This window comes from Acidovorax sp. ST3, from assembly GCF_003231145.1.
Classification (GTDB): domain Bacteria; phylum Pseudomonadota; class Gammaproteobacteria; order Burkholderiales; family Burkholderiaceae_C; genus Acidovorax.
Genome location: NZ_QKVP01000001.1, coordinates 307,105 through 327,090, shown reverse-complemented (window position 1 = coordinate 327,090; position 19,986 = coordinate 307,105). Strand labels below are relative to the sequence as shown.

Sequence of the window (19,986 nt, the reverse complement as noted above, 5' to 3'; positions counted from 1 at the left end):
TGTGGCCAAACCACCACTGCTTGACAGTGTTACCGGGCAGTAGCATGACCGTGCGACGACAGCGCCCCGCAGCCATTGCCTGCGTTGCGAGCCCACACAAACGGAGACACCCACCCATGCACGAACCCTCAACCCACCGCAGCCTTTCCATGGCCCTGACCACCCTGGCTGCAGCCTGCGCCGCCCTCTTTCTGGCGGGCTGCGCCAGCCAGCCAGGCGCGGCAGGCACAGACCGCAGCGTGGCCATTGAGCGCACCACCTACGGCATCCCGCACATCACCGCCAACGACCCCGAATCCCTGGCCTACGGCGTGGCGTACGCCTACGCGCAAGACAACGTCTGCATGACGGCAGACCAGCTTGTCACCGCACGCGGCCAGCGCAGCAGCACCTTCGGCGCGCAGACCATCGGACTGCTGGGCCGCCGCTACATCCCCAACGCGCAGATCGACCTGTTCATGGCCGCCCACATGGACGACGCCATGCTGGAGCGCGCGTGGGCCAAGACCAGTGCCGAAACGCAGGCCCTGGCGCGCGGCTATGTGGCGGGCTACAACCGGTTTCTGGCCGACAACGCCGCCACCCTGCCCGAGGCCTGCCGGGGCAAGCCGTGGATACAACCCATGACCATGGCCCAATACCGCCGCATGGCCGAGGTGGTGGCCGTGCAGGCCGGTATTGCCGCGCTGGCCGACGGCATGCTGGGCGCCCAGCCGCCCGCCGCCAAGGCGGCGCAGGCGCCCGCCTCTGCAGTGAACCTGGCCGATGCCGCGCAGGCGCTGCGCGACGTGGGCCTGCTCGACTCGCCCCTGGGCTCCAACGCCTGGGCCTTTGGCAAGGATGTGACGGCCAACGGCAGCGGCATGCTGCTGGGCAACCCGCACTTCCCGTGGAGCGGCCCCAACCGCTTCTATGAAATGCACCTCACCATCCCCGGCCAGATGGACGTGATGGGCGTGGGCATCGGCACCTACCCGATGGTCTCCATCGGCTTCAACAAGGACGTGGCCTGGTCGCACACGGTGTCCACCGGCAAGCGCTTTACGTTCTACGAAGTGACGCTGGTCGAAGGCGACCCCACCACCTACCTGGTGGACGGCAAGCCCGAGAAGATGACCGCCCGCAAGATCAGCGCCCAGGTCCCCGGCCCGGACGGCAAGCTGCAGATGCGGGAGCACGCCGTGTGGTCCACCCGCTGGGGCCCGCTGGTGGTGGTGCCCCGCGCGGGCCTGACCTGGAACGCCAAGACCGCCTACGCCCTGCGTGACGCCAACACCGGCAACACCCGCATGATGGACGCAGCCCTGGCCTTTGCCCGCGCCCGCTCGGTACAAGACCTGCACAAGGCCCACGCCAACCTGGGCCTGCCCTGGGTGAACACCCTGGCGGCCGACCGCAGCGGCCAGGCCATGTATGCCGACGTGAGCGTGGTGCCCGACGTGGACGCCGCCCAACTCGTCCGTTGCGCCCCCAGCCAGCCCGCCGCCGCACTGCGCGCCGCAGCCGGCTTGGTGGTGCTGAACGGATCACGCGCCGACTGCGATTGGCGCCGCGACAGCGCATCACCCGTGCCGGGGCTCATCCCCATCGGCCGCATGCCGGTGGCCTTCCGCACCGACTGGGTGCACAACAGCAACGACAGCTTTGTCTACACCCACCCCGGCCAAAAGTTTGAGGGCATCTCGCCCCTGGTGGGCGACGCCAGCCTGACCCGGCCACGCACCCGCGCCGGGCTGGCCGAGATTCCTGAAATGCTCGGCCGGGGCAAGGTCACGCTGCAGGCCATTCAGGGCCAGTTGTTTGAGAACCGCAACTTCATGGCTCAGGTGGTGGTGCCCGACCTGCTGGCCGCCTGCGACAAGGCGCCCACAGCCGAATCCCGCGACGGCTGCGCCGCCCTCAAGGGTTGGGACCGCCGCAACAACGTCGATGCCCGCGGCGCCCATGTGTTCCGCGAGTTCTGGCGCACCGCGCGCAACATCCCCGGCGTGCACCGCGTGCCCTTCGACCCTGCGCAACCCGTGGCCACCCCGGCAGGCCTGAAGATGGACGACGCCACCACCGCTGCCAAGGTGTGGGAGGCGCTGGACGGCGCCGTCAAGGCCATCCGCGCCAGCGGCTACACGCTCGACGCTACGCTGGGCAGCGTGCAACGCCCCGCCATCACCGAAGAAGCGATTGCGCTGCACGGCGGCGAGGAGTTTGAAGGCGTGCTCAACAACCTGGGCCGCCAGGAACCCGCGCCCATCAACAAGGCAGGCCTGCGCATCGACTACGGCACCAGCTATGTGCAGACCGTGACCTTCGACGCCAAGGGCCCGGTGGCCCAGGCCATCCTGACCTACGGCCAGTCCACCAACCCCGCATCTCCCCACGCCAACGACCAGATGCGCGAGTTCTCGGCCAAGCGCTGGCACACCCTGCCCTTCCACCGCGACGACATGGTGAAGGCCCGGGTGGGCGAGCCACTGCGGCTGGTGCGGCCCTGATGACCTGCGGGCGCCGCCTTTTTACAGGGCGGTGCCTCGCAGCTCCAAGGCCACATGTTGCAGCAGCATGATGGTCTTGCCGTCCTGAATCGTGCCGTTGGCAATGCCCGCCAGGGCGTCGGCCAGCGGCATCTCGATCACCTCGATGTCTTCACCCTCCCCCTCCAGCCCACCGCCGCTGCGGATGCGGTCGCCGGGCTCGTATTCGGCCACGAACAGGTGCAGCTTCTCCGTCACCGAGCCTGGGCTCATGTACGCCTCAAACACCTTGCGCGGCTGGCGCACGCGGTAGCCGGTTTCTTCCTCGGCCTCGCGGCGGATACAGGTTTCGGGGTCGTCGCCGTCGAGCAGGCCCGCACAGGTCTCGATCAGCAAACCGTCAACGCAGCCGTTGAGAAAAGCGGGCAGCCGAAACTGGCGCGTGAGCACAACGGTGCTGCGGCGCGGGTCGAACAACAGCAGCGCGGCGCCGTTGCCCCGGTCATAGGCCTCGCGACTCATCGTCTGCCAATGGCCATCGCGCCTGCGCAGTGAGCAGGTGACATTGCGCAGCACATACCAGTTGTCGGAGAGCACTTGCACATCCAGCAGCTTCACATGCTCGGTGCGGGCGTTCAGCTCGGCGATGGGGACATCGGGCACGGCGCGGCTCATGCAAGGCTCCCTTTTGGCCGGCTTGGGTGGTGACATACGGCGGGCGCCTGCAGGAAGGCAGTGTGGTCTGGTGGTAAGTACATGGTTTTGACAAGATTGATTTACGCAATATCATGCACAAACATGCAACTTCGTGCAATCACCGGATTTAACCCTTCATGCTGACCACCCAACGCAAACAGCTGCTGCTGGCTCGACTTCAGCAAGACGGCCAGATCGTGGCCAAGGCCTTCAGCGAGGAGCTGGGGATCTCGGAAGACACCGTACGGCGTGACCTGCGCGAGCTGGCGGCCGAGGGCCGCTTGCAGCGTGTGCACGGCGGCGCCCTGCCCGCCTCGGCCGCCATGGGCAATCTGCAGGCGCGTGAGCAGCTGGCCCCCGATGACAAGCGCGCCCTGGGCCGCGCCGGGGCCGCGCTGGTGTTGCCCGGCCAGGTCGTGATCGTGGACGGAGGCACCACATCGCTGCAGGTGGTGCAGCACCTGCCGCTGGACTTGCGCGCCACCGTGGTCACGCACAGCCCGGCCGTGGCCGTGGCGCTGGCTACGCACACGCAAGTGGAGGTGCTGGTGCTGGGGGGGCGCTTGTTCCGCCACTCGATGGTGAATGTGGGGGCCAGCGTGGTCGAGGCCGCAGGCCAGTTGCGGGCCGACCTGTACCTGATGGGCGTGACCGGTGTGCATGCCGAGGCCGGCCTGACCACGGGAGACTTCGAGGAAGCCGCCGTCAAGCGCGCCCTGCACCAGCGGGCGGCAGAGACAGTGGTGCTGGCCTCCCTCGACAAGCTGGGTACGGCATCGCCGTTCAGCGTGGCCCCCTTGCGCGAACTGGCCGCGTTGGTGGTGCCCGCCGCCACGCCACAGGCGCTGCGCAAAAAGCTGCAGGCCGGTGGGGCCAAGGTAGAGATTGCCGCAGGCTGATCCTGCAAACAGGCAATCAGGCAGCAGCGGCGCCACCGCCCTGGCGCAGGTGCGCGACCAGGGCTGCGGCGAAGCCGGTCAGAACGGTCCCATTGCGCACGCAAATCTGCAGGTCGCGCTGCGCCCAGGGCTCGCCCAGCTCGACCAGCACCGGCGGCTCGCTCAGGCCCGCCACCTGCAGGGCCGCACCCCGGGGCACCAGGCCGATGCCCACGCCCGCGCCCACCATGCGGCACACGGCCTCGAAGCTGCGCACCTGAATGCGCACATCCAGGTGCCGCCCCAGCGCGGCGGCGGCATTGGTCGTGAAGGTGTGGATGGCCGAGCCCGCGTGCAGCATCACAAAGGCCTGGTCCAGCACCTCGGCAAAGCCCACGCGGCCACGCCCTGCCAGTGCATGGCCTGCGGGCACGATGAGCACCAGGCGGTCCTGCCGGTAGGGTGACAACTCCACACCCGCGCCCGTGCCACTGTCGGCCAGCACACCCACCTCGATCTCGCCGCTGGCCACCGCCACCACAATCTCGGCGCTGGTGCGCTCTTCCAGGCTCACGCTGACCTGGGGGTGCCGCTTGAGGAATTCCGCCAGGTCAGCCGGCAAAAAGGTGTGGGTGGCATGCGTGTTGGCCCACAGGCTCACATGGCCGCGAATGCCGGTGGCAAAGGGGGAGAGGTTGGCATGCATTTGCTCGATGCTGGCCAGCACCTGGCGGGCGTTGCGCAGCAGGGCCTCGCCCGCGCGGGTCAGCGCCACGCCGCGCGTCTGGCGCTCAAACAGCGAGGTGTTCAGCGCCTCCTCCAGCCGCCGCAGCCGGTGGCTGGCCGACGACGGCGCCAGGTAGGCACGCGCGGCGCCGCGTGTGAGGTTGCGCTCTTCGGCAATGGCGACAAACAGGCGCAGGTCGGTGAGGTCGTAGTTCAAAGCGGGCCCCTGGCGTTCGTCAGTAACGAACGCATGGTTGCTGGATCAGCAATTGTGCCTTGCAGCATTCAAAGGCAGGATGCCAACCATCCCGATACAAAGTACGCAAATCGTTCGGCATAACCGTACGAAAAGCGCCAACCCGACACATGCCCTGGAAAAACTGGTCCTCCGAACGCCTTGGTCTCGCCCTCGCCATCCTCGCGGCGCTGGGTTTCTCGTTCAAAGCCATCTTTGTGAAGCTGGCCTATGCCGTACCCCAGCCTGCGCCGGTGGACTCCGTCACCCTGCTGTGCCTGCGCATGGCGTTTTCGGTGCCCGTGTTCGCCTGGGTGGGCTGGCGCGCCAGCCGCAACCTGGCCCCGCTGGCGGGGCGCGACTGGCTGGCCATCGTGGCACTGGGCCTGCTGGGCTACTACGGCGCGAGCATTCTCGACTTCATCGGCCTGCAGTACATCACCGCCAGCCTGGAGCGGCTGATCCTCTTCACCTACCCCACGCTCACCATCGTGATCGGCGTGCTCTTCATGGGCAAGCGGGCATCTCGCCGGGAGCTGGGTGCACTGTTGTTGTCCTACGCGGGCATCGGCTTGGCCTTTGCACACGACCTGCATGTGGCGGGCGATTCGCACGCCGTGTTGGTGGGCGCAGGGTTTGTGTTTGGCTCGGCCGTGTCGTATGCGTTCTACCAGGCAGGCAGCGAGCCGGCCATACGCCGCATGGGCGCGGCGCGCTTCACAGCGCTGGCCATGCTGGTCTCCACGGGCGCCACGCTGCTGCATTTTGTGGTGTCGCAGCCTGCGGGTGCGCTGGTGCAGCCCGCGCCGGTCTACCTGCATGCGCTGGGCATGGCTGTATTCTCCACGGTGTTGCCCGTGTTCATGACCTCTGCCGCCATCCGCCGCATTGGCGCCTCCAAGACCGCGCTCATCGGCACGCTAGGCCCCATCCTGACGATCTTTTTTGGCGTCTGGCTGCTGGATGAACCGTTGACCTGGTGGCAGATGGGTGGTGCGGCGCTGGTGCTCGCGGGGGTGATGCTGATCGGGCGCCGCAGCGCACCGACACCCTTGCCGAAGGCTGCCAAGCCTGCAATGTAGGCCCGCCATCGGCCAGACTGGCTAGGGCAGGTTTTCCCGAAAAATGACTTGGCTGCGCGTGGCCTCCACACCGCTCGTGGCGTCCCGCCCGTCCCGCAGGTTGGCAAAGATGCGCACGCAGTTCATCACCGCGCCAAGCGGGTTCTGCGTGATGACCGCATCCATGGTGCCGTCGATCAGCAGCGCGCGGGTGTCCGGCGTGAGGCCGTGGCCGATGAAGACGACTTTGTGCTCCAACCCAGCCTCCTTGAGGGCGCGGCCGATGCCTTCGGCGCCGCCACCGATGTTGTAGATGCCGGCCAGGTCCGGGTGCTGCTCCAGCAGGCTGCGCGCCTGCTGGTAGTTGCGCTCGGCGTCGTCCTGGCCCTCGCGCACGCCCACCACCTGCACCAAAGGGAATTGTTCTTCGAACAAGTGCAGAAAGCCTGCCTCGCGCTCCTCATGCGCGCGGTAGCGCAGCGAGCCCACGATCATCGCCACGCGGGCGTTGCGGCTGTGCGCCAGCGGGCCCATGAAGCGGGCAATGAGGTAGCCCGCGGTGCGGCCCGCGGCGCGGTTGTCCAGGCCCACATAGGCCGCCCGGCGCGAGCTCGACAGGTCCGAGATCAGCGTGACGGTGGGCACACCTTGATCGGCCAGTTGGGCCACGGCTTCACGCACCACGGGGTGCTCCAGCGCCATGAAGGCAATGCCGTCGCAGCGCTTGCCATGGTGCAGTAGCGCTTTGGCCAAAGCATCTGGGTTGAAGCTCTCGATGTAGGCCGCCTGGCAGCGCACGTTGAACGGTGCCCAGTGCTCCTGCGCGTAGCCGATCACGTCACCCAGCATCTGCAAAAAGCGGTTGCTGCCTTCGGGGATCAGAACCATCAAACGCAGGGGCTGTGGCTGGGCCTGCAGCGTGGCGTGCGCCTCTGCCTGCGGCAAATACCCCAGGTTGATGGCCGCCTGCATCACGCGCTGCACGGTGGCACTGCGTACGCCCGCGCGCTGGTTGAGCACCCGGTCCACCGTGGCGGTGGAGACGCCGGACAACTTGGCGATATCGGGGATGCGGGGGTGTTTGGACATAAAAACCAATCAAAATCCATCATCTTGTTTGCTGGTATTTGATGAATTCTGCGGATAGTATCACTGCAGCTTCGGTGCCGAAAGGCATCAAATTCGATCAGTACAAACCCTAGATTGCGGCGGCACAGACCGACTGCACAGGAGACAAGTCCATGCCTGATAGCCCTTCTTCCTTCCGCCGACGTTCGCCCTGCACCGCCCGCCTGGGCTAGATCGCTGCTGCGGCTCCATGCAATACGAATTCGACTTTGCCAGCGTGCTGGCGAACTGGCCCCAGTTTCTGCAAGGGGCTTGGATGACCATCCTGCTGTCCTTCCCGGCCACCGTCTTCGGCTTTGTCGGCGGCACGCTTCTGGCCATTGGCCGGCGCGGCCACACCCCTTGGGTGGCCAAGGCCTGTGGCGCCTACGTGGAAGTGCTGCGCAACACGCCGCTGCTGGTGCAGGTGTTCCTGGTGTTCTTTGGCCTCGCCAGCCTGGGCTGGAAGGTGCCTGCGTTTGCGGCGGCGTTGCTGACGCTGGTGATCAACGTGGCGGCCTATACCTGCGAAATCATGCGCGCCGGCATGGACTCCATCCACAAGGGCCAGATCGAGGCCGCCGAATGCCTGGGCCTGACGCGGCGGCAGGTGTACTGGCATGTGGTGCTGCGTCCTGCCATGGAGAAGGTCTACCCGGCGCTCACCAGCCAGTTCGTGCTGCTGATGCTGGCCTCGTCCATCACCTCGCAGATCTCGGTGGAGGAGCTCACGGCCATCGCGGCCCGCGTGCAGTCTGAAACCTTCCGCCCCTTCGAGGCCTACATCCTGGTCGCCGTGGCCTACCTGGTGCTGTCGCTGCTGATGCGTGCCGGGCTGTGGCTGTTTGGCCAGATCGTGTTCACGCGCCAACGCAAACTGAGGAGCGCCAAATGATCGACGGTGGACTGAATGCCTACCACCTGCAGTACCTGCTGTTCGGCGCGCTGTGGACCATCGGCCTGTCGCTGATCGCCTTTCTGGGCGGCGGGCTTGCCGGGGGCGTGATTGCGCTGTGCCGCGTCAGCCCCATCAAGGCGGTGCGCTGGGCCACCATTGCGTGGATCCAGATCATCCAGGGCACGCCGCTGCTGGTGGTGCTGTTCCTGTGCTACTTCGGCCTGTCCATCATGGGGCTGGAGCTGCCCGCCATCGTGGCCGCCAGCATCGCGATGATTGTTTACGTCAGCGCCTACCTGGGCGAGATCTGGCGCGGCTGCATCGAATCGGTGCCGCGCACGCAGTGGGAGGCGGCCGAATGCCTGGCCCTGTCGCGCACCCAGCGCATGCGGCTGGTGGTGCTGCCCCAGGCGGTGCGCATTGCCACCCCGCCCACGGTGGGCTTCATGGTGCAGATCGTCAAGAACACATCGCTCGCGTCCATCGTGGGGTTCATCGAGCTGGTGCGTGCCGGGCAGCTCATCAACAACTCCATCTTCCAGCCGTTCACCGTGTACCTGCTGATTGCCATCGTGTACTTCGCGATGTGCTACCCGCTGTCGGTCTGGAGCCGCAAGCTGGAGCAGCGCCAGCAGTTTGGAAACCGTGGCACAGCCACCCCTTCTGTGACCACCGCATGAAACGAGAAGACACCATGAACCTCGCCCGAGACGCTGCCGCGCAACCCTCCCAGCCAGCGGCTTCGCCTGCGCCCACCGTCGTTGAGCTGAAGGATGTGCACAAGCGCTTTGGCAGCAACCAGGTGCTCAAGGGCGTGTCGTTTTCCATTCCCAAGGGCCAGGTCGTGGCCATCATTGGCAAGAGCGGGTCGGGCAAAAGCACGGCGCTGCGCTGCATCGACCGGCTGGAGATCATCGACAGCGGCACCATCCACGTGTGCGGCCACGCGGTGCACGACCCGGCCATCGACCTGCGCCAGCTGCGCCAGGACGTGGGCATCGTGTTCCAGAGCTACAACCTGTTCCCGCACCTCACGGTGGAGCAGAACATCACGCTGGCACCCAAGGCCGTCAAGAACCTGCCCGCCGCCCAGGCGCGTGCCATTGCCGCACGCACCCTGCAGCAGGTGGGCCTGGCCGACAAGGCGCAGGCCTACCCCGAGCAGCTATCGGGCGGCCAGCAGCAGCGCGTGGCCATTGCCCGGTCGCTGGCCATGGAGCCACAGGTCATGCTGTTCGACGAGGTGACCTCGGCGCTGGACCCACAGCTTACCGGCGAGGTGCTGCGCGTCATCGAATCGCTAGCCCAGGGCGGCATGACCATGGTGCTGGTCACCCACGAAATGGAATTTGCTGCGCGCGTGGCCGACACCGTGATCTACATGCACGAGGGCAAGGTCTGGGAGACAGGCCCCGGCGGCATGCTGAAGAACCCGCAAACGGCCGAGCTGCGCGACTTTCTGTCGCACGGGCTGTGATCCGTTTCTTTTTTGATTCCCTTGCCAAAAACCACTAGGAGACATTTCACATGACCGCTTCCCGCACCCGCATCCTGCGCGGCGCCCTGCTCGCCACCGCCGCAGCCGCCCTGTGCCTGCCCGCCATGGCAGACCTGGCCGAGATCAAGTCCGCAGGCAAACTGCGCGTGGGCATCGACTTTGGCGCGCCGTTCTATGGCTATGTGGACGAGAAGATGAAGCCCGTGGGCTCGGACGTGGAAGCGGCCGAGTTGCTGGCCAAGGACCTGGGCCTGACGCTGGAGATCGTCAACACCACCAACTCCGCGCGCATCCCCAACCTGCTGTCGAACAAGGTGGACCTGATCATCTCGTCGCTCTCCATCACGCCCGAGCGCCAGAAGGCCGTGGACTTCTCCATGCCCTACGGCGCCATCCAGGCGGCCGTGGGCGCGCCCAAGAGCCTCAAGCTCACCAGCATCGACGACCTGGCCGGCAAGACCGTGGCCGTGACGCGCGGCGGCCCGCAGGACAAGATCCTGACCGAGCGCGCGCCGCAGGCCAAGGTGGTGCGCTTTGACGATGAATCCGCCTCCATCACCGCTGCCGCCACGGGCCAGGCCGACATCGTGGCCATCACGCCGCCCATCATCGCGGCCATTGCCAAGAAGAACCCCGCCCGCGAGTTCGAGACCAAGTTCATCCTGCAGTCCTACCAGCTGGGCATGGCCATGCGCAAGGGCCAACCCGAGCTGATGAAAGCCGTCAACGGCTGGATCAAGACCAACCTGACCAACGGGAAGCTCAACGACATCCACCTGAAGTACGCGGGCGTGCCGATCCCCAAAGAAATCATCGACGGCGCCAAGTAAGCGCTGCACCGTAGGCAAAGGCGAGTGACGGGCGGTGGGCAATGCCCCCGCTCAGCGCTGCCCTGCCCTGACGCATCACCGCATCACCACTAAAGGAATTTCTATGAGCCGTCATTTCGGCGCCATCCGCCAGCTGGGCTATGTGGTCCACGACATCGAAGCCGCCATGGACTACTGGAGCAAGACCCTGGGCGTGGGCCCCTGGTTCTACAACCCCAAGGTTCCGATCAAGAACTACGTTTACCGGGGCACGTCGTACGAGCCGCACAACTCGGTGGCGCTGGCCAACTCGGGCTACGTGCAGGTCGAGCTGATCCAGACCCGCAACGACGTGCCCTCGATGTACCGCGACTTTTTGCAGGCCGGGCGCACCGGGCTGCAGCACGTGGCTTACTGGACCAGCGACTACGACGCGGACTTGGCGCGCCTGACCGCCCAGGGCTTCAAGGCGGTGATGAGTGGCGAGGTGGGCGAAAAGGGCCGGTTTGTGTACTTCGACACCGAATACCACCCCGGCACGGTGATCGAGCTGTCGGAAGTGGCCGGCCCCAAAGGCCGCATGTTCGACCTGATCCGCGCCGAGTCCGAAACCTGGGACGGCAAGACCGACCCGGTGCGGCCCTTCCCAGACCTCTCCAAGATCTGATTTCGAGCCAAATAGCCCTCTAGCGCTTATTGATAAAGCGCTAGCAGCTATCAAAACCATAGTGCATTCCGCCCATGTCCCCAGACCGCTTTGAAGCCACCTACCTGATCGAAACCCCGCTGGACCCCGCCCACGTGGCCGAGGTGCTGGCGGGCGAGCAATCGTGTGGCACCTTCACCCGGGTGGAGGGCGAGACCGATGCGCTGCGCGAACGCGCCCGCGCCACGGTCGAATCCATCGAGCTGCTGGACGTGGCGCCCACTCCCTCGCTGCCCAACGGCTGGATGCAGCGGCGCGGCATGTTCGGCACGCCGCAGACCTGGCAGCGCGCCCGGCTGCGCGTGAGCTTTCCGTGCGGCAACATCGGCGCCAATCTGCCGACGCTGGCGGCCACGGTGTCGGGCAACCTGTTCGACCTGGGCGAGGTCACCGGCCTGCGACTGGAGTCGATGAAACTGCCGCGCGCCTACCGCGAGCAGTTTGATATGCCCCGCCAAGGTATTGCAGGCACACGCGCGCTGACCGGCGTGCAGGGCCGCCCGCTCATCGGCACCATCATCAAACCCAACGTGGGTTTATCGGCAGAAGAAACCGGTGAACTGGCGGGCCGCCTGTGCGCCGCTGGGGTGGACTTCATCAAGGATGACGAGGTGTGCGCCAACCCGGTGCACGCCCCGCTGGCCGACCGCGTGAAATCCGTGATGCGCCGTGTGCGGGCCCACCAGGACAAGACCGGCAAGCTCGTGATGGTGGCGTTCAACATCACCGACGAAACCGATGCCATGCGCCGCCATGCCGATCTGATTGCCGCCGAGGGTGGCAGCTGTGTGATGGTCAGCCTGAACTGGTGCGGCTACTCCGCAGTGCAGACCCTGCGCCGCCACACACAGCTGGCCTTGCACGGCCACCGCAATGGCTACGGCGCCCTGTCGCGCCACCCGCTGCTGGGGTTTTCGTTCAACGCCTGGCAGACGCTGTGGCGCCTGGCGGGTGTGGACCACATGCACGTGCACGGTCTGCAGGGCAAGTTCTCGCAAACCGATGAGGAAGTGATCGAGTCCGCCCACGACACCCTGGCCCCGCTGTGCGAAGGGCTGGACGACCGCGTGCTGCCCGCCTTCTCCAACGGCCAATGGGCCGGCACCGCGCCCGCCACCTGGGACAGCGTGCGCAGCAACGACCTGCTGTTCATGTCCGGTGGCGGCATTCTAGCCCACCCCGATGGCGCGGCCGCTGGCGTGGCCAGCCTGCAGCAGGCTTGGGACGCGGTGCAGAAAAACGAAACCCTGGCGGAGCGCGCTGCACACGCGCCAGAGCTGCGCCGGGCCATCGAATTCTTCGGCAAGAAGTGACGAAACCATGACGACCACGGCCCCCTTGTTCGGCTGGTATGGCGACGACTTCACCGGTGCCACCGACACGCTGGCCGTGCTGGCCCAGGCGGGTCTGCGCTCGATGCTGTTCCTGGGCGTGCCCAGCGCCGAGGCCCTGGCAGCGGCCGGGCGGCTAGACGCTGTGGGCATTGCGGGCGCCGCACGCGCCATGCCGCCCGAGGCCATGCGCGCAGAACTGGCACCCGTGGCCCGTTTTTTCAGGCAGATCGCGCCCACCGTTTTGCACTACAAGGTGTGCTCCACCTTCGACAGCGCTCCGCATGTCGGCAACATCGCCTGCGCCATCGAAACACTTCACCCCAGCGTGGACAACCGCTGGGTGCCCATCCTCGGCGGCCAGCCCAGCCTGGGCAGATACTGCGCATTCAGCAACCTGTTTGCCGCAGCCGGCACGGGGGGAACCGTCTACCGCATTGACCGGCACCCGACGATGCACCGGCACCCGGTGACCCCCATGGCAGAAGCCGACTTGCGGGTGCACCTGGCGCAGCAGGGTTTGCAAGGCATCACGGCACTGCATTACCCGCTGTACGAAGCAGACGCCTTGCCCGGCTCTCTGAACACCCTGCCGGGCCATGGCGCGACCGCTGTGCCCGGGGTGTCCGACACGCCATTCGTGCCTACGCTGCTGGACCTGACCAGTGCAGACCAGCTGGTCAGCGTGGGGCGCCTGCTGTGGCAGCAAGCCCAGCGCGCCCGCCTGCTCGCCGTGGGGCCCAGCTCCGTGGCCCAGGCGTTGATCGCGTGCTGGGGGGCGCAGGTCAGCCCACCTGCCCCTGCCTTGGCACCATCGCCCAGCCCCGTGTTCGCCTGGGCGGGCAGCCTGTCACCCATCACAGCGGCACAGGTCCAGGCCGCAACGTCTTATCAGCGCATCCCGGTGGACGCGCACCGGCTGACCCATGACACCGACTACGCCCAGGCCGCCCAACGCGCAATATGCGCCAGGCTGCAGCAGGGCCATCACGTGCTGGCCTACACCGGGCCCACGGACGGCGCTTCTGCCCCGTCCGGTGGTGCTTCAGCGGCCGTCGCCCCCGCCAGTGCGGCCCTGGTCGCCCGCGTGGTGCAGGCGCAGGCCGACAACGGCACGCCGCTGCGGCGCGTTGGCATTGCGGGGGGCGACACCTCCAGCCACGCCGTGCAGGCACTGCATCTGTGGGGGCTGTCGTACCACACCACGGTCTGCCCCGGGGTCACGCTGAGCCGCGCGCACAGTACAGACCCATCGCGCCACGGGCTGGAGCTGATGCTCAAGGGGGGGCAGATGGGCGGAACGGACCTTTTCGAAAGACTGCTGGGCGCGGGCTGACGGAAATATCCAGGCGATAAAAAGCCCGCACATGGCGGGCTACTGGGCAGGCCTTGCGCGAAGGCCCGAGAGAAAAGCAGAGCGGCAGGCACGCCCACCGCCATCCCATCACACGCGAGGAACCGGGGTCCCCGAGTTCACGCACAGCGCCATGTTCAACGCCTTGATCGCGGTCTTGTAGTCCTCGCGTTCGATCACGAACTGCATGTTCACCTGGCGCAGGGTTTGGGACACACAGTTCACGTTGACGCGCGCATCGGCCAGCGCCTGCGCGGCCTTGGCCAGCACGCCAGGGATGCCGATGTTGGAGCCAATGGTGCACACGATCGCGCTGGGCTTGATCGTCACGACCTGGTAGTCCTTCTGCAGCTCGGCCACCAGCTCGGGTGTGACCTGGTTGTCCCACACCAGATGGGCGATGGAGTTGGCGTTGGTCGCCTTGAGAATGTAGCTCACATCGTGCTTGCAGAACACGTTCATCAGGCCCGCATCAAAGCCCACGGTACCCACCATGCTGGGGTCGTGGATTTCGATCAGCGTGACCTTGTCGGTGCCGGTCACGATCTCGACGCGCGCGCGCTCGCCCACAAAGTCCTTGGTGATGAGCGTGCCGGGGTGGTCGGGCTCAAAGGTGTTTTTCAGGCGGATCGGGATGCCGGCCAGCTCCATGGGCTTGGCGGCCTTGGGGTGGATGGCTTCCATGCCCACGTCGGCCAGCTGGTCGGCCACGTCGTAGTTGGTGGCGCCCACCACAATGGCGTTTTCCAGCCCCACGAGGTTGGGGTCGGCGGACGACAGGTGGAATTCCTTGTGGATCACAGCCTCGGCGGGGCGAACTTCCACGGCGATCTTGCTAAAGGTGACCTCGGAGTAGCCCCGGTCGAACTCGCGCATGATGCCCTCGGTGCCTTTGGTGTAGCCCGTGGCCACCACCACCTTGTCGCTCAGGTCCAGGCCCTTGAAGCTGTTGGCAATGCGCTCGTCAATCGTCCAGGCTTCGTTGTCGTCAAAACCGGCCAGGTCCATCAGCAGTGCATTGACGCCATTGGCCTTGAGGATCTCGACGGAGTTGAACGCGCTGTGCGACTCGCCAATCGAGGCCAGCACTTCACGCGCCGCGAGCAGCACGTCCTTGCGGCTCAGGTAGCCGCTGGCCAGCACGTGCTGCATGGCGTTCAGATATTCGCGTGCCTGGGCAATGCGCTGGTCAATAAAGGCATCGGCCACATCCAGCGGCAGCCCCAGGTCGGCATAGCCGGCGTTGAGCTTTTTCAGGCTGGCAGCCAGCTGCGTCAACGCATCCTGGTAACCCTTGCCTTCGGCAAACAGGGCGTAGATGCCGCGCTCGCCCGTCTTCTTGTGCTCCAGCAGCTGGTTCGTCACGCCCGAGTAGGCGGACACCACATAGATCCGGCCGTTAATGCGCTTGGGGTCGTGCAGCACGATGTGGCGCAACACATCGCCAAAGGCGGTCATGGAAGTGCCGCCGATTTTCTCGACAGAGATCTTGGAGGAGTTGACGTCTGACATGGACAGGCTCAGGGGAGCAAAAGGGTTAGAAGGCCGTAGGGGCGCTGCTCTGCGGGCGGCGAGAGCAAGCCCTCTATTTTCCACGACTTTTGAATGGGTCTTTGCAGCGCACGCGGCGCCTTGGCTATGGGCACCAAGGCAGGGGGCTGACAGGCCTGAATGAACGCCTATCGGTCAGGCGCACGATATGGAGTCGCCTCGCCCTCGTGGGGAGGTGATGAAGGTTCAGGTTCAGCCCCCAAGCCCCACTCCTCCCAATCTTCGCCAAACAGCTCCGCAGGGTGCTGTGTACGGTCAGATCCATTGCCGCAGCGCATGTCCTTGGCCGGGCAGTAGAGATTGCAACCCCAACATATCCGCTCAGGATGGGCGGGAGCTTTCGGAAACTTCTTGACGGCCATGGTGAGGTTCGGGCGTTCAGGTCACGGCACCTGCACTTTTGGGCGGAATCAACCTTCCGGCGATGGATTGCTTTTTTCGAGGCAACCCATTTTGCCGAGGTTGATGGACTTCGAGACATGGTTGAACCACAAGCATGATCTGGGTCATCAGATGGACAGATGGACGCGGCGCAGGACCATCCGTCGGTTTGTAGTCCATGTGTAGACAATGCTCGGCATGACCCACTTTGCGCACACCTACCGCTATGCCGAACCCTCGGCGGTGGATCTGCACGCCGCGCCCCAGCTTCGGCTGGCAACCTCCTCGCCCGGTGCGGTAGAGCATCCTCATTTTTTTGAAGGGCGCTTGCACCAGCCGCACCTTGCCGCCCAACTGCTCAGCGCGGTGCATCTGCTGGTCGGGTCACGGTTTTTCACCCCACCCAACACGGTGGCGAAAGCTGTGGCTCTGGCCGACCCGGTGGTCACCGCAGGGGCAGGCATGTTGCGGCTGGAGGGGTTCTCGGGCTGCTGCAGCACCTATATCCGTGTGGATCTGGAGCCTGCCTCGTACGCTGGCGACATCGTGGGCAAGGGCACCACCAACGTGGATTTCAATGCCCCCATGCGTGCCGCGCTGGCCCGTGTGCGTGACGCTGACGGTCTGGCCCTTTCCGTGGGGCGCTCTGAATTTGCCATGCGCTCTGGCGGCAGCCAGGTGCTGGAGAAAAAAGTGGACTTGCCCCTGCGCTGGCTGCGCAGCATGGTTGCCGTGCAAGCCTACCAAGCCGCCATGCAGCGGGTGCTGCAGGTGGATGCTGTGCCTGCGCTGCGCTTTTTGCGCAGCCTGCCCAAGGCACCCACCAGCAAAACGCCGCTGTGGGTGGTGGGCGGTCCGCAGGGGTTGCGCACCACGGCACAACCCAGCGCAGGAGGTGTGCGCTTTACCGACAGCAGCCGCCTTCGCATTCTGGAAGCCCTGCTGCCCCAGGCGCGCACCCTGAGCGTGTACGCCGACCCGCAAGGCCAGGCCAGCGCCTGGTGCGTGGACTTTGGCAGCATGCGCCTGACGCTGGTGCTCAGCGCCGAAGTGTGGCGCGGCTTCTCGGGCGAGGGGCAGGCGCTGCATGCGCTGGTGCAGCAGGGCGGGCAATACGCGGTATCCACCTTGCGTGCGCAACTGCACTGGCAAGACGTGTTGCCCAGCGACACGCTGGCGCAACTGCTGGGCTGGCCGGGCACCGCGGTCGAGCGCTCATTGCAGGTGCTGGGTGCCATGGGGCTGGTGGGATATGACCTGGCGCATGCCGCCTACTTCCACCGCGAGCTGCCTTTTGAACCCGACTTGCTGGAAGACCTGAACCCGCGGCTGGCTGATGCCCGCGCCTTGCTGGATGCCGGGGCGGTGCAACTGCGCAGCACCAACCCCTTGGAAGCCCTGGTACACAGCGGCGACGTGCACTACCACGTGCGCGAGCAAAGCGGCACCTTGCGCTGCACCTGCCCCTGGTTTGGCAAGCATCAGGGCGAGCGCGGGCCATGCAAACATGTGCTGGCAGCCCAGGCCGCTGCGTTGCACACACGAGGGGGAAACGATCATGGATGACACACTAAACAAAGACTTTTACCGCACCCCACTGGGCCTCCGCCTTCTGGCGGGGGATATCACCGGAGTGATGGATCTGGTTGATGCAATGTCTGCCACAGAAAAAGCCGCTACTTTGCCCGGTGTGCAAGCCATGCTGTTCGAGCGCTGGAAGCTGATTCGCAAACGCGCACCCGACGGCAAAACCTGGGTCGATGCCTGCGAACCCGCGCACGCCAACCGCCTGTTTCGGGCGGTGGACATGGCCCGTTTCATGTGCAACGCTGAACTGCCGCTGGCCGACTACTGGATGCACATCGGTATCCAGGACATCACCGCCTTCCAGCAGCGCTACAAGCCACATCTGCCCCAGGGGCAGGCACTGCAAAGCCAGATTCGCGGCGACAACGAATGGGAGCGCCGCAGGCACTTGCAACGAGCCGTGGTGGCGGGGTTGATTCCCCGGCCCGATACCGATGAATACCTGGACAGCCTGTTCTTTGGCGACCTGCGCCAGGAGAGCAACCTGGTGCTGCAGCATGTGGATGCCGACCCCGGCTTGGCGAGCGTGCTGCTGCGCCTGTTTGAGCGTGAGGGCGCATCAGACACCAGCTTTGCCGCCGTAGAAAAGTATTGCCATGACCCCGCACTGCACTGGAGCACTGCGTTTTTGACGCTGTGCGAGCGCGGCGTGTACACCCGCGACCAGTTGCTGGACAAAACCCTGGGCGCCCTCGCTTGTGACTGGCCGCAGTTCAAATCCGGCTGGTTCTCGCGCTTTCACGCCAGCCTGGCTCCCAGCGCGGCAGAAATGGCCCCGTATGCCGACCGCTACCTTGCCCTGTGCCACAGCCGCATTGCGCCCACCGTCACCCTGGCGGTGCAAGCCGTGGCTGAGCTGTACCAGGCCGGAGTGGTGAGTCAGCAATCTCTGCAGGACGCCCTGCAGCCCGTGCTCAACTCGGCCACCAAGGCCCATGTGCTGGCCGCGCTGGATCTGCTGGACCAGATCGCCAAGGCCGACCCCGCAGCCGCCCACGGCGTGAGCGCCCAGGCCGTGCCTGCGCTTGCGCACAGCGCTGCCGATGTGCAAAAGAAAGTGCTGGCCTGCCTCAAGCGCTGGGGGCTGGACAGCGACGGCCAGGACGCAGCCAGCGCTTATGTGCCACTGGTAGCAGCCTCCAACCAGGCTGCGTTAAAAGCACTGCTCAGTGGGAGCGGTAAAGCGGCAGACAAAGCCCCCGCTAGCACGCCCCCGCCCGTAATGGCGAATGCGCCCAAAGCCTTTGTACCGCCCGACCAAGCGGCTGATCCACTAGACCCCAGCCGATCCATCCCGCCCATCACCACGCTGGCAGAGCTAATAGACACCCTCGCCTACTCCTTCGAAAACCCCGCCGACATGCAAGCCTGGGAACGCGCAGCCGATGCCCTGGTGCGCATGGCCCCCCTGCCTGCCAGCGAGCACACAGCGTTTGCAGCGCTGCACAAGCGCGCCAAGCGATTCACCTGGCGAGACAAGCCCCTGCCGTTTGCCCTGGCCCAACTGATGGCCTGCGCGTTGGGCCAAGCGGTGCAGCCACCGCTGGACCAAGCCCCCGCCACTGGCCTGTGGGCCAGCAATGCCAACTTTGTGGCCTGGCGCGCCCGCAGCCTTGTGGCACTGGCGCAGCAAGGGCGTGGCCTGCCGACTCTGTCTGCCCCCACCCATCAGGGGGGCCTAGTCAGCCCACAGGCTCTGCAAGAGCGGCTGGCGCTCTACGCGCAGGCGAGGGCACTGCCGCAAGCGGACGACCTGGCACTGGCGCACATGCGCTGCCCCCCAGCCCAAGGTGCGGCACAAAGCACGGCACCCGCCGCAGCCGGGCTGGATTTGCGATGGTCAGTCAGCAGCAGAGGCGAGGAGTATGTGTTTCACGATCTGCATGTGCACGCAAACCCTGCAGTGGCCGAGCACCCCTCGACATCTGTGGCAGGGAGCGATGTATCCAACGCGCTGACGGACAGACTCCTCACGTACGAGCAGTGCTACGAGGAACGCGATGCCGCTGTCATTCACTGCCTCGCATGGCTGCGCCCCTGCGCGCTGGATGCCTTCTACGCCCAAGGAGCGCTCGCGCTAGGCAACAACCTGGATTGGTCTGAAGCCTGCTGGCAAAACCGCGCCTACCTGGACGTGCTGCTGCAATCCACCGACCCGCTCACGCCCATGGGCCAGTTGATGATCTGCGCGGCCCTTGCTGGCAAAGAGCCAGGGCAAACCGCCCTGGCCATAGACGCCACGGCCCAGTGCTTGCTGCAAGGCCGGGTCAGCGTGCAGGCACTGGCTGAACTGCTGGCTGCGCTATGGGCCACGCCACTGCCCAAAGGCCCGCGCCTGGCCAAAAGCCTGGCCGCCGTGGCCCAAAGCCATGCCAGTCTGCCACTGGGGGTGTACCCCCTGCTGTGCGCCATGGCCATCACCCAACCCGAGGCCCCGCGCAAAGACTGCGCACCGCTGCTGGAGTTGATGCTTGAGCTGCAACTGGCCCACCACCTGCCCCTGCCCGATAACGTGCGCCAAGTGCTGGCTGCGCAACGCCTCACGGGCAAGGCGCGGGCTGCGGTGCAAGCGCTGCTGGCGTAGCTACAGTGCAGGCCATAGCGAAGGAGCATTCCCACATCAGCAATAAAAAAGCCGCGCAGCCCTTACGGAATCTGCGCGGCCAGCTACTGAATCAGTAGCATTTTCAGCAGCTCATC

General features: G+C 65.8%; 17 protein-coding genes. 12 read left to right on the top strand and 5 right to left on the bottom strand.

Annotated features, from left to right (window positions below; translation table 11 throughout):
* The first annotated feature begins 116 nt into the window (after positions 1 to 116).
* The gene (locus tag DNK89_RS01485) at positions 117 to 2,489 is read left to right on the top strand and encodes a penicillin acylase family protein (RefSeq protein ID WP_110958619.1); all 2,373 of its coding nucleotides are present in this window, start codon (positions 117 to 119) and stop codon (positions 2,487 to 2,489) included.
* Positions 2,490 to 2,510: 21 nt separating this feature from the next.
* On the opposite strand, the gene DNK89_RS01480 is transcribed toward DNK89_RS01485, so the two are convergent.
* On the bottom strand, positions 2,511 to 3,143 hold the full coding sequence (locus DNK89_RS01480; RefSeq protein ID WP_110958618.1) for an NUDIX domain-containing protein: 633 nt from the start codon (positions 3,141 to 3,143) through the stop codon (positions 2,511 to 2,513).
* Positions 3,144 to 3,301: 158 nt separating this feature from the next.
* Here DNK89_RS01480 and DNK89_RS01475 point away from each other — a divergent pair, with 158 nt between their 5' ends.
* Positions 3,302 to 4,063 carry a DeoR/GlpR family DNA-binding transcription regulator gene (locus DNK89_RS01475; protein ID WP_110958617.1) on the top strand — a complete coding sequence of 254 codons (762 nt, stop codon included), beginning with the start codon at positions 3,302 to 3,304 and terminating at the stop codon, positions 4,061 to 4,063.
* Positions 4,064 to 4,079: 16 nt separating this feature from the next.
* Here the strand turns inward: DNK89_RS01475 and DNK89_RS01470 are convergent, their stop codons facing one another.
* On the bottom strand, positions 4,080 to 4,985 hold the full coding sequence (locus DNK89_RS01470) for a LysR substrate-binding domain-containing protein (RefSeq protein WP_110958616.1): 906 nt from the start codon (positions 4,983 to 4,985) through the stop codon (positions 4,080 to 4,082).
* A gap of 149 nt (positions 4,986 to 5,134) precedes the next feature.
* On the opposite strand from DNK89_RS01470, the gene DNK89_RS01465 reads away from it, so the two are divergent.
* On the top strand, positions 5,135 to 6,085 hold the full coding sequence (locus DNK89_RS01465; protein WP_015014012.1) for a DMT family transporter: 951 nt from the start codon (positions 5,135 to 5,137) through the stop codon (positions 6,083 to 6,085).
* 21 nt (positions 6,086 to 6,106) lie between these two features.
* Here the strand turns inward: DNK89_RS01465 and DNK89_RS01460 are convergent, their stop codons facing one another.
* Positions 6,107 to 7,153: a LacI family DNA-binding transcriptional regulator gene (locus tag DNK89_RS01460; RefSeq protein WP_110958615.1), complete on the bottom strand. Its 1,047-nt coding sequence runs from the start codon at positions 7,151 to 7,153 to the stop codon at positions 6,107 to 6,109.
* Positions 7,154 to 7,382: 229 nt separating this feature from the next.
* Here DNK89_RS01460 and DNK89_RS01455 point away from each other — a divergent pair, with 229 nt between their 5' ends.
* The 7 genes from DNK89_RS01455 (at position 7,383) to DNK89_RS01425 (ending at position 13,749) form a co-directional block, all read left to right on the top strand.
* On the top strand, positions 7,383 to 8,066 hold the full coding sequence (locus tag DNK89_RS01455) for an amino acid ABC transporter permease (protein WP_110958614.1): 684 nt from the start codon (positions 7,383 to 7,385) through the stop codon (positions 8,064 to 8,066).
* Complete coding sequence (locus tag DNK89_RS01450; protein WP_110958613.1) at positions 8,063 to 8,749, top strand: amino acid ABC transporter permease; 687 nt, start codon at positions 8,063 to 8,065, stop codon at positions 8,747 to 8,749. The genes DNK89_RS01455 and DNK89_RS01450 overlap by 4 nt, the downstream gene beginning before the upstream one ends.
* A 14-nt stretch (positions 8,750 to 8,763) precedes the next feature.
* The gene (locus DNK89_RS01445) at positions 8,764 to 9,546 is read left to right on the top strand and encodes an amino acid ABC transporter ATP-binding protein (RefSeq protein WP_015014008.1); all 783 of its coding nucleotides are present in this window, start codon (positions 8,764 to 8,766) and stop codon (positions 9,544 to 9,546) included.
* A 50-nt stretch (positions 9,547 to 9,596) separates the two neighbouring features.
* Positions 9,597 to 10,397: a transporter substrate-binding domain-containing protein gene (locus DNK89_RS01440; protein WP_110958612.1), complete on the top strand. Its 801-nt coding sequence runs from the start codon at positions 9,597 to 9,599 to the stop codon at positions 10,395 to 10,397.
* A 103-nt stretch (positions 10,398 to 10,500) separates the two neighbouring features.
* Positions 10,501 to 11,043: a VOC family protein gene (locus tag DNK89_RS01435; protein ID WP_110958611.1), complete on the top strand. Its 543-nt coding sequence runs from the start codon at positions 10,501 to 10,503 to the stop codon at positions 11,041 to 11,043.
* 74 nt (positions 11,044 to 11,117) lie between these two features.
* Entirely contained in the window at positions 11,118 to 12,395 is a 1,278-nt protein-coding gene (locus tag DNK89_RS01430) for a ribulose-bisphosphate carboxylase large subunit family protein (RefSeq protein ID WP_110958610.1), read from the top strand.
* A gap of 7 nt (positions 12,396 to 12,402) precedes the next feature.
* Positions 12,403 to 13,749, top strand: a complete 1,347-nt coding sequence (locus DNK89_RS01425; RefSeq protein ID WP_110958609.1) for a four-carbon acid sugar kinase family protein — start codon at positions 12,403 to 12,405, stop codon at positions 13,747 to 13,749.
* A gap of 108 nt (positions 13,750 to 13,857) precedes the next feature.
* Here the strand turns inward: DNK89_RS01425 and DNK89_RS01420 are convergent, their stop codons facing one another.
* Positions 13,858 to 15,279, bottom strand: coding sequence for an aspartate kinase (locus DNK89_RS01420; protein ID WP_110958608.1), 1,422 nt, complete (start codon positions 15,277 to 15,279; stop codon positions 13,858 to 13,860).
* Between the two features lie 167 nt (positions 15,280 to 15,446).
* Positions 15,447 to 15,680: a DUF3079 domain-containing protein gene (locus DNK89_RS01415; RefSeq protein WP_110958607.1), complete on the bottom strand. Its 234-nt coding sequence runs from the start codon at positions 15,678 to 15,680 to the stop codon at positions 15,447 to 15,449.
* A gap of 217 nt (positions 15,681 to 15,897) precedes the next feature.
* On the opposite strand from DNK89_RS01415, the gene DNK89_RS01410 reads away from it, so the two are divergent.
* Positions 15,898 to 17,265, top strand: coding sequence for an SWIM zinc finger family protein (locus DNK89_RS01410; RefSeq protein ID WP_153064231.1), 1,368 nt, complete (start codon positions 15,898 to 15,900; stop codon positions 17,263 to 17,265).
* A gap of 88 nt (positions 17,266 to 17,353) precedes the next feature.
* Positions 17,354 to 19,870 carry a DUF6493 family protein gene (locus DNK89_RS01405; RefSeq protein ID WP_153064230.1) on the top strand — a complete coding sequence of 839 codons (2,517 nt, stop codon included), beginning with the start codon at positions 17,354 to 17,356 and terminating at the stop codon, positions 19,868 to 19,870.
* Positions 19,871 to 19,986 lie beyond the last annotated feature (116 nt).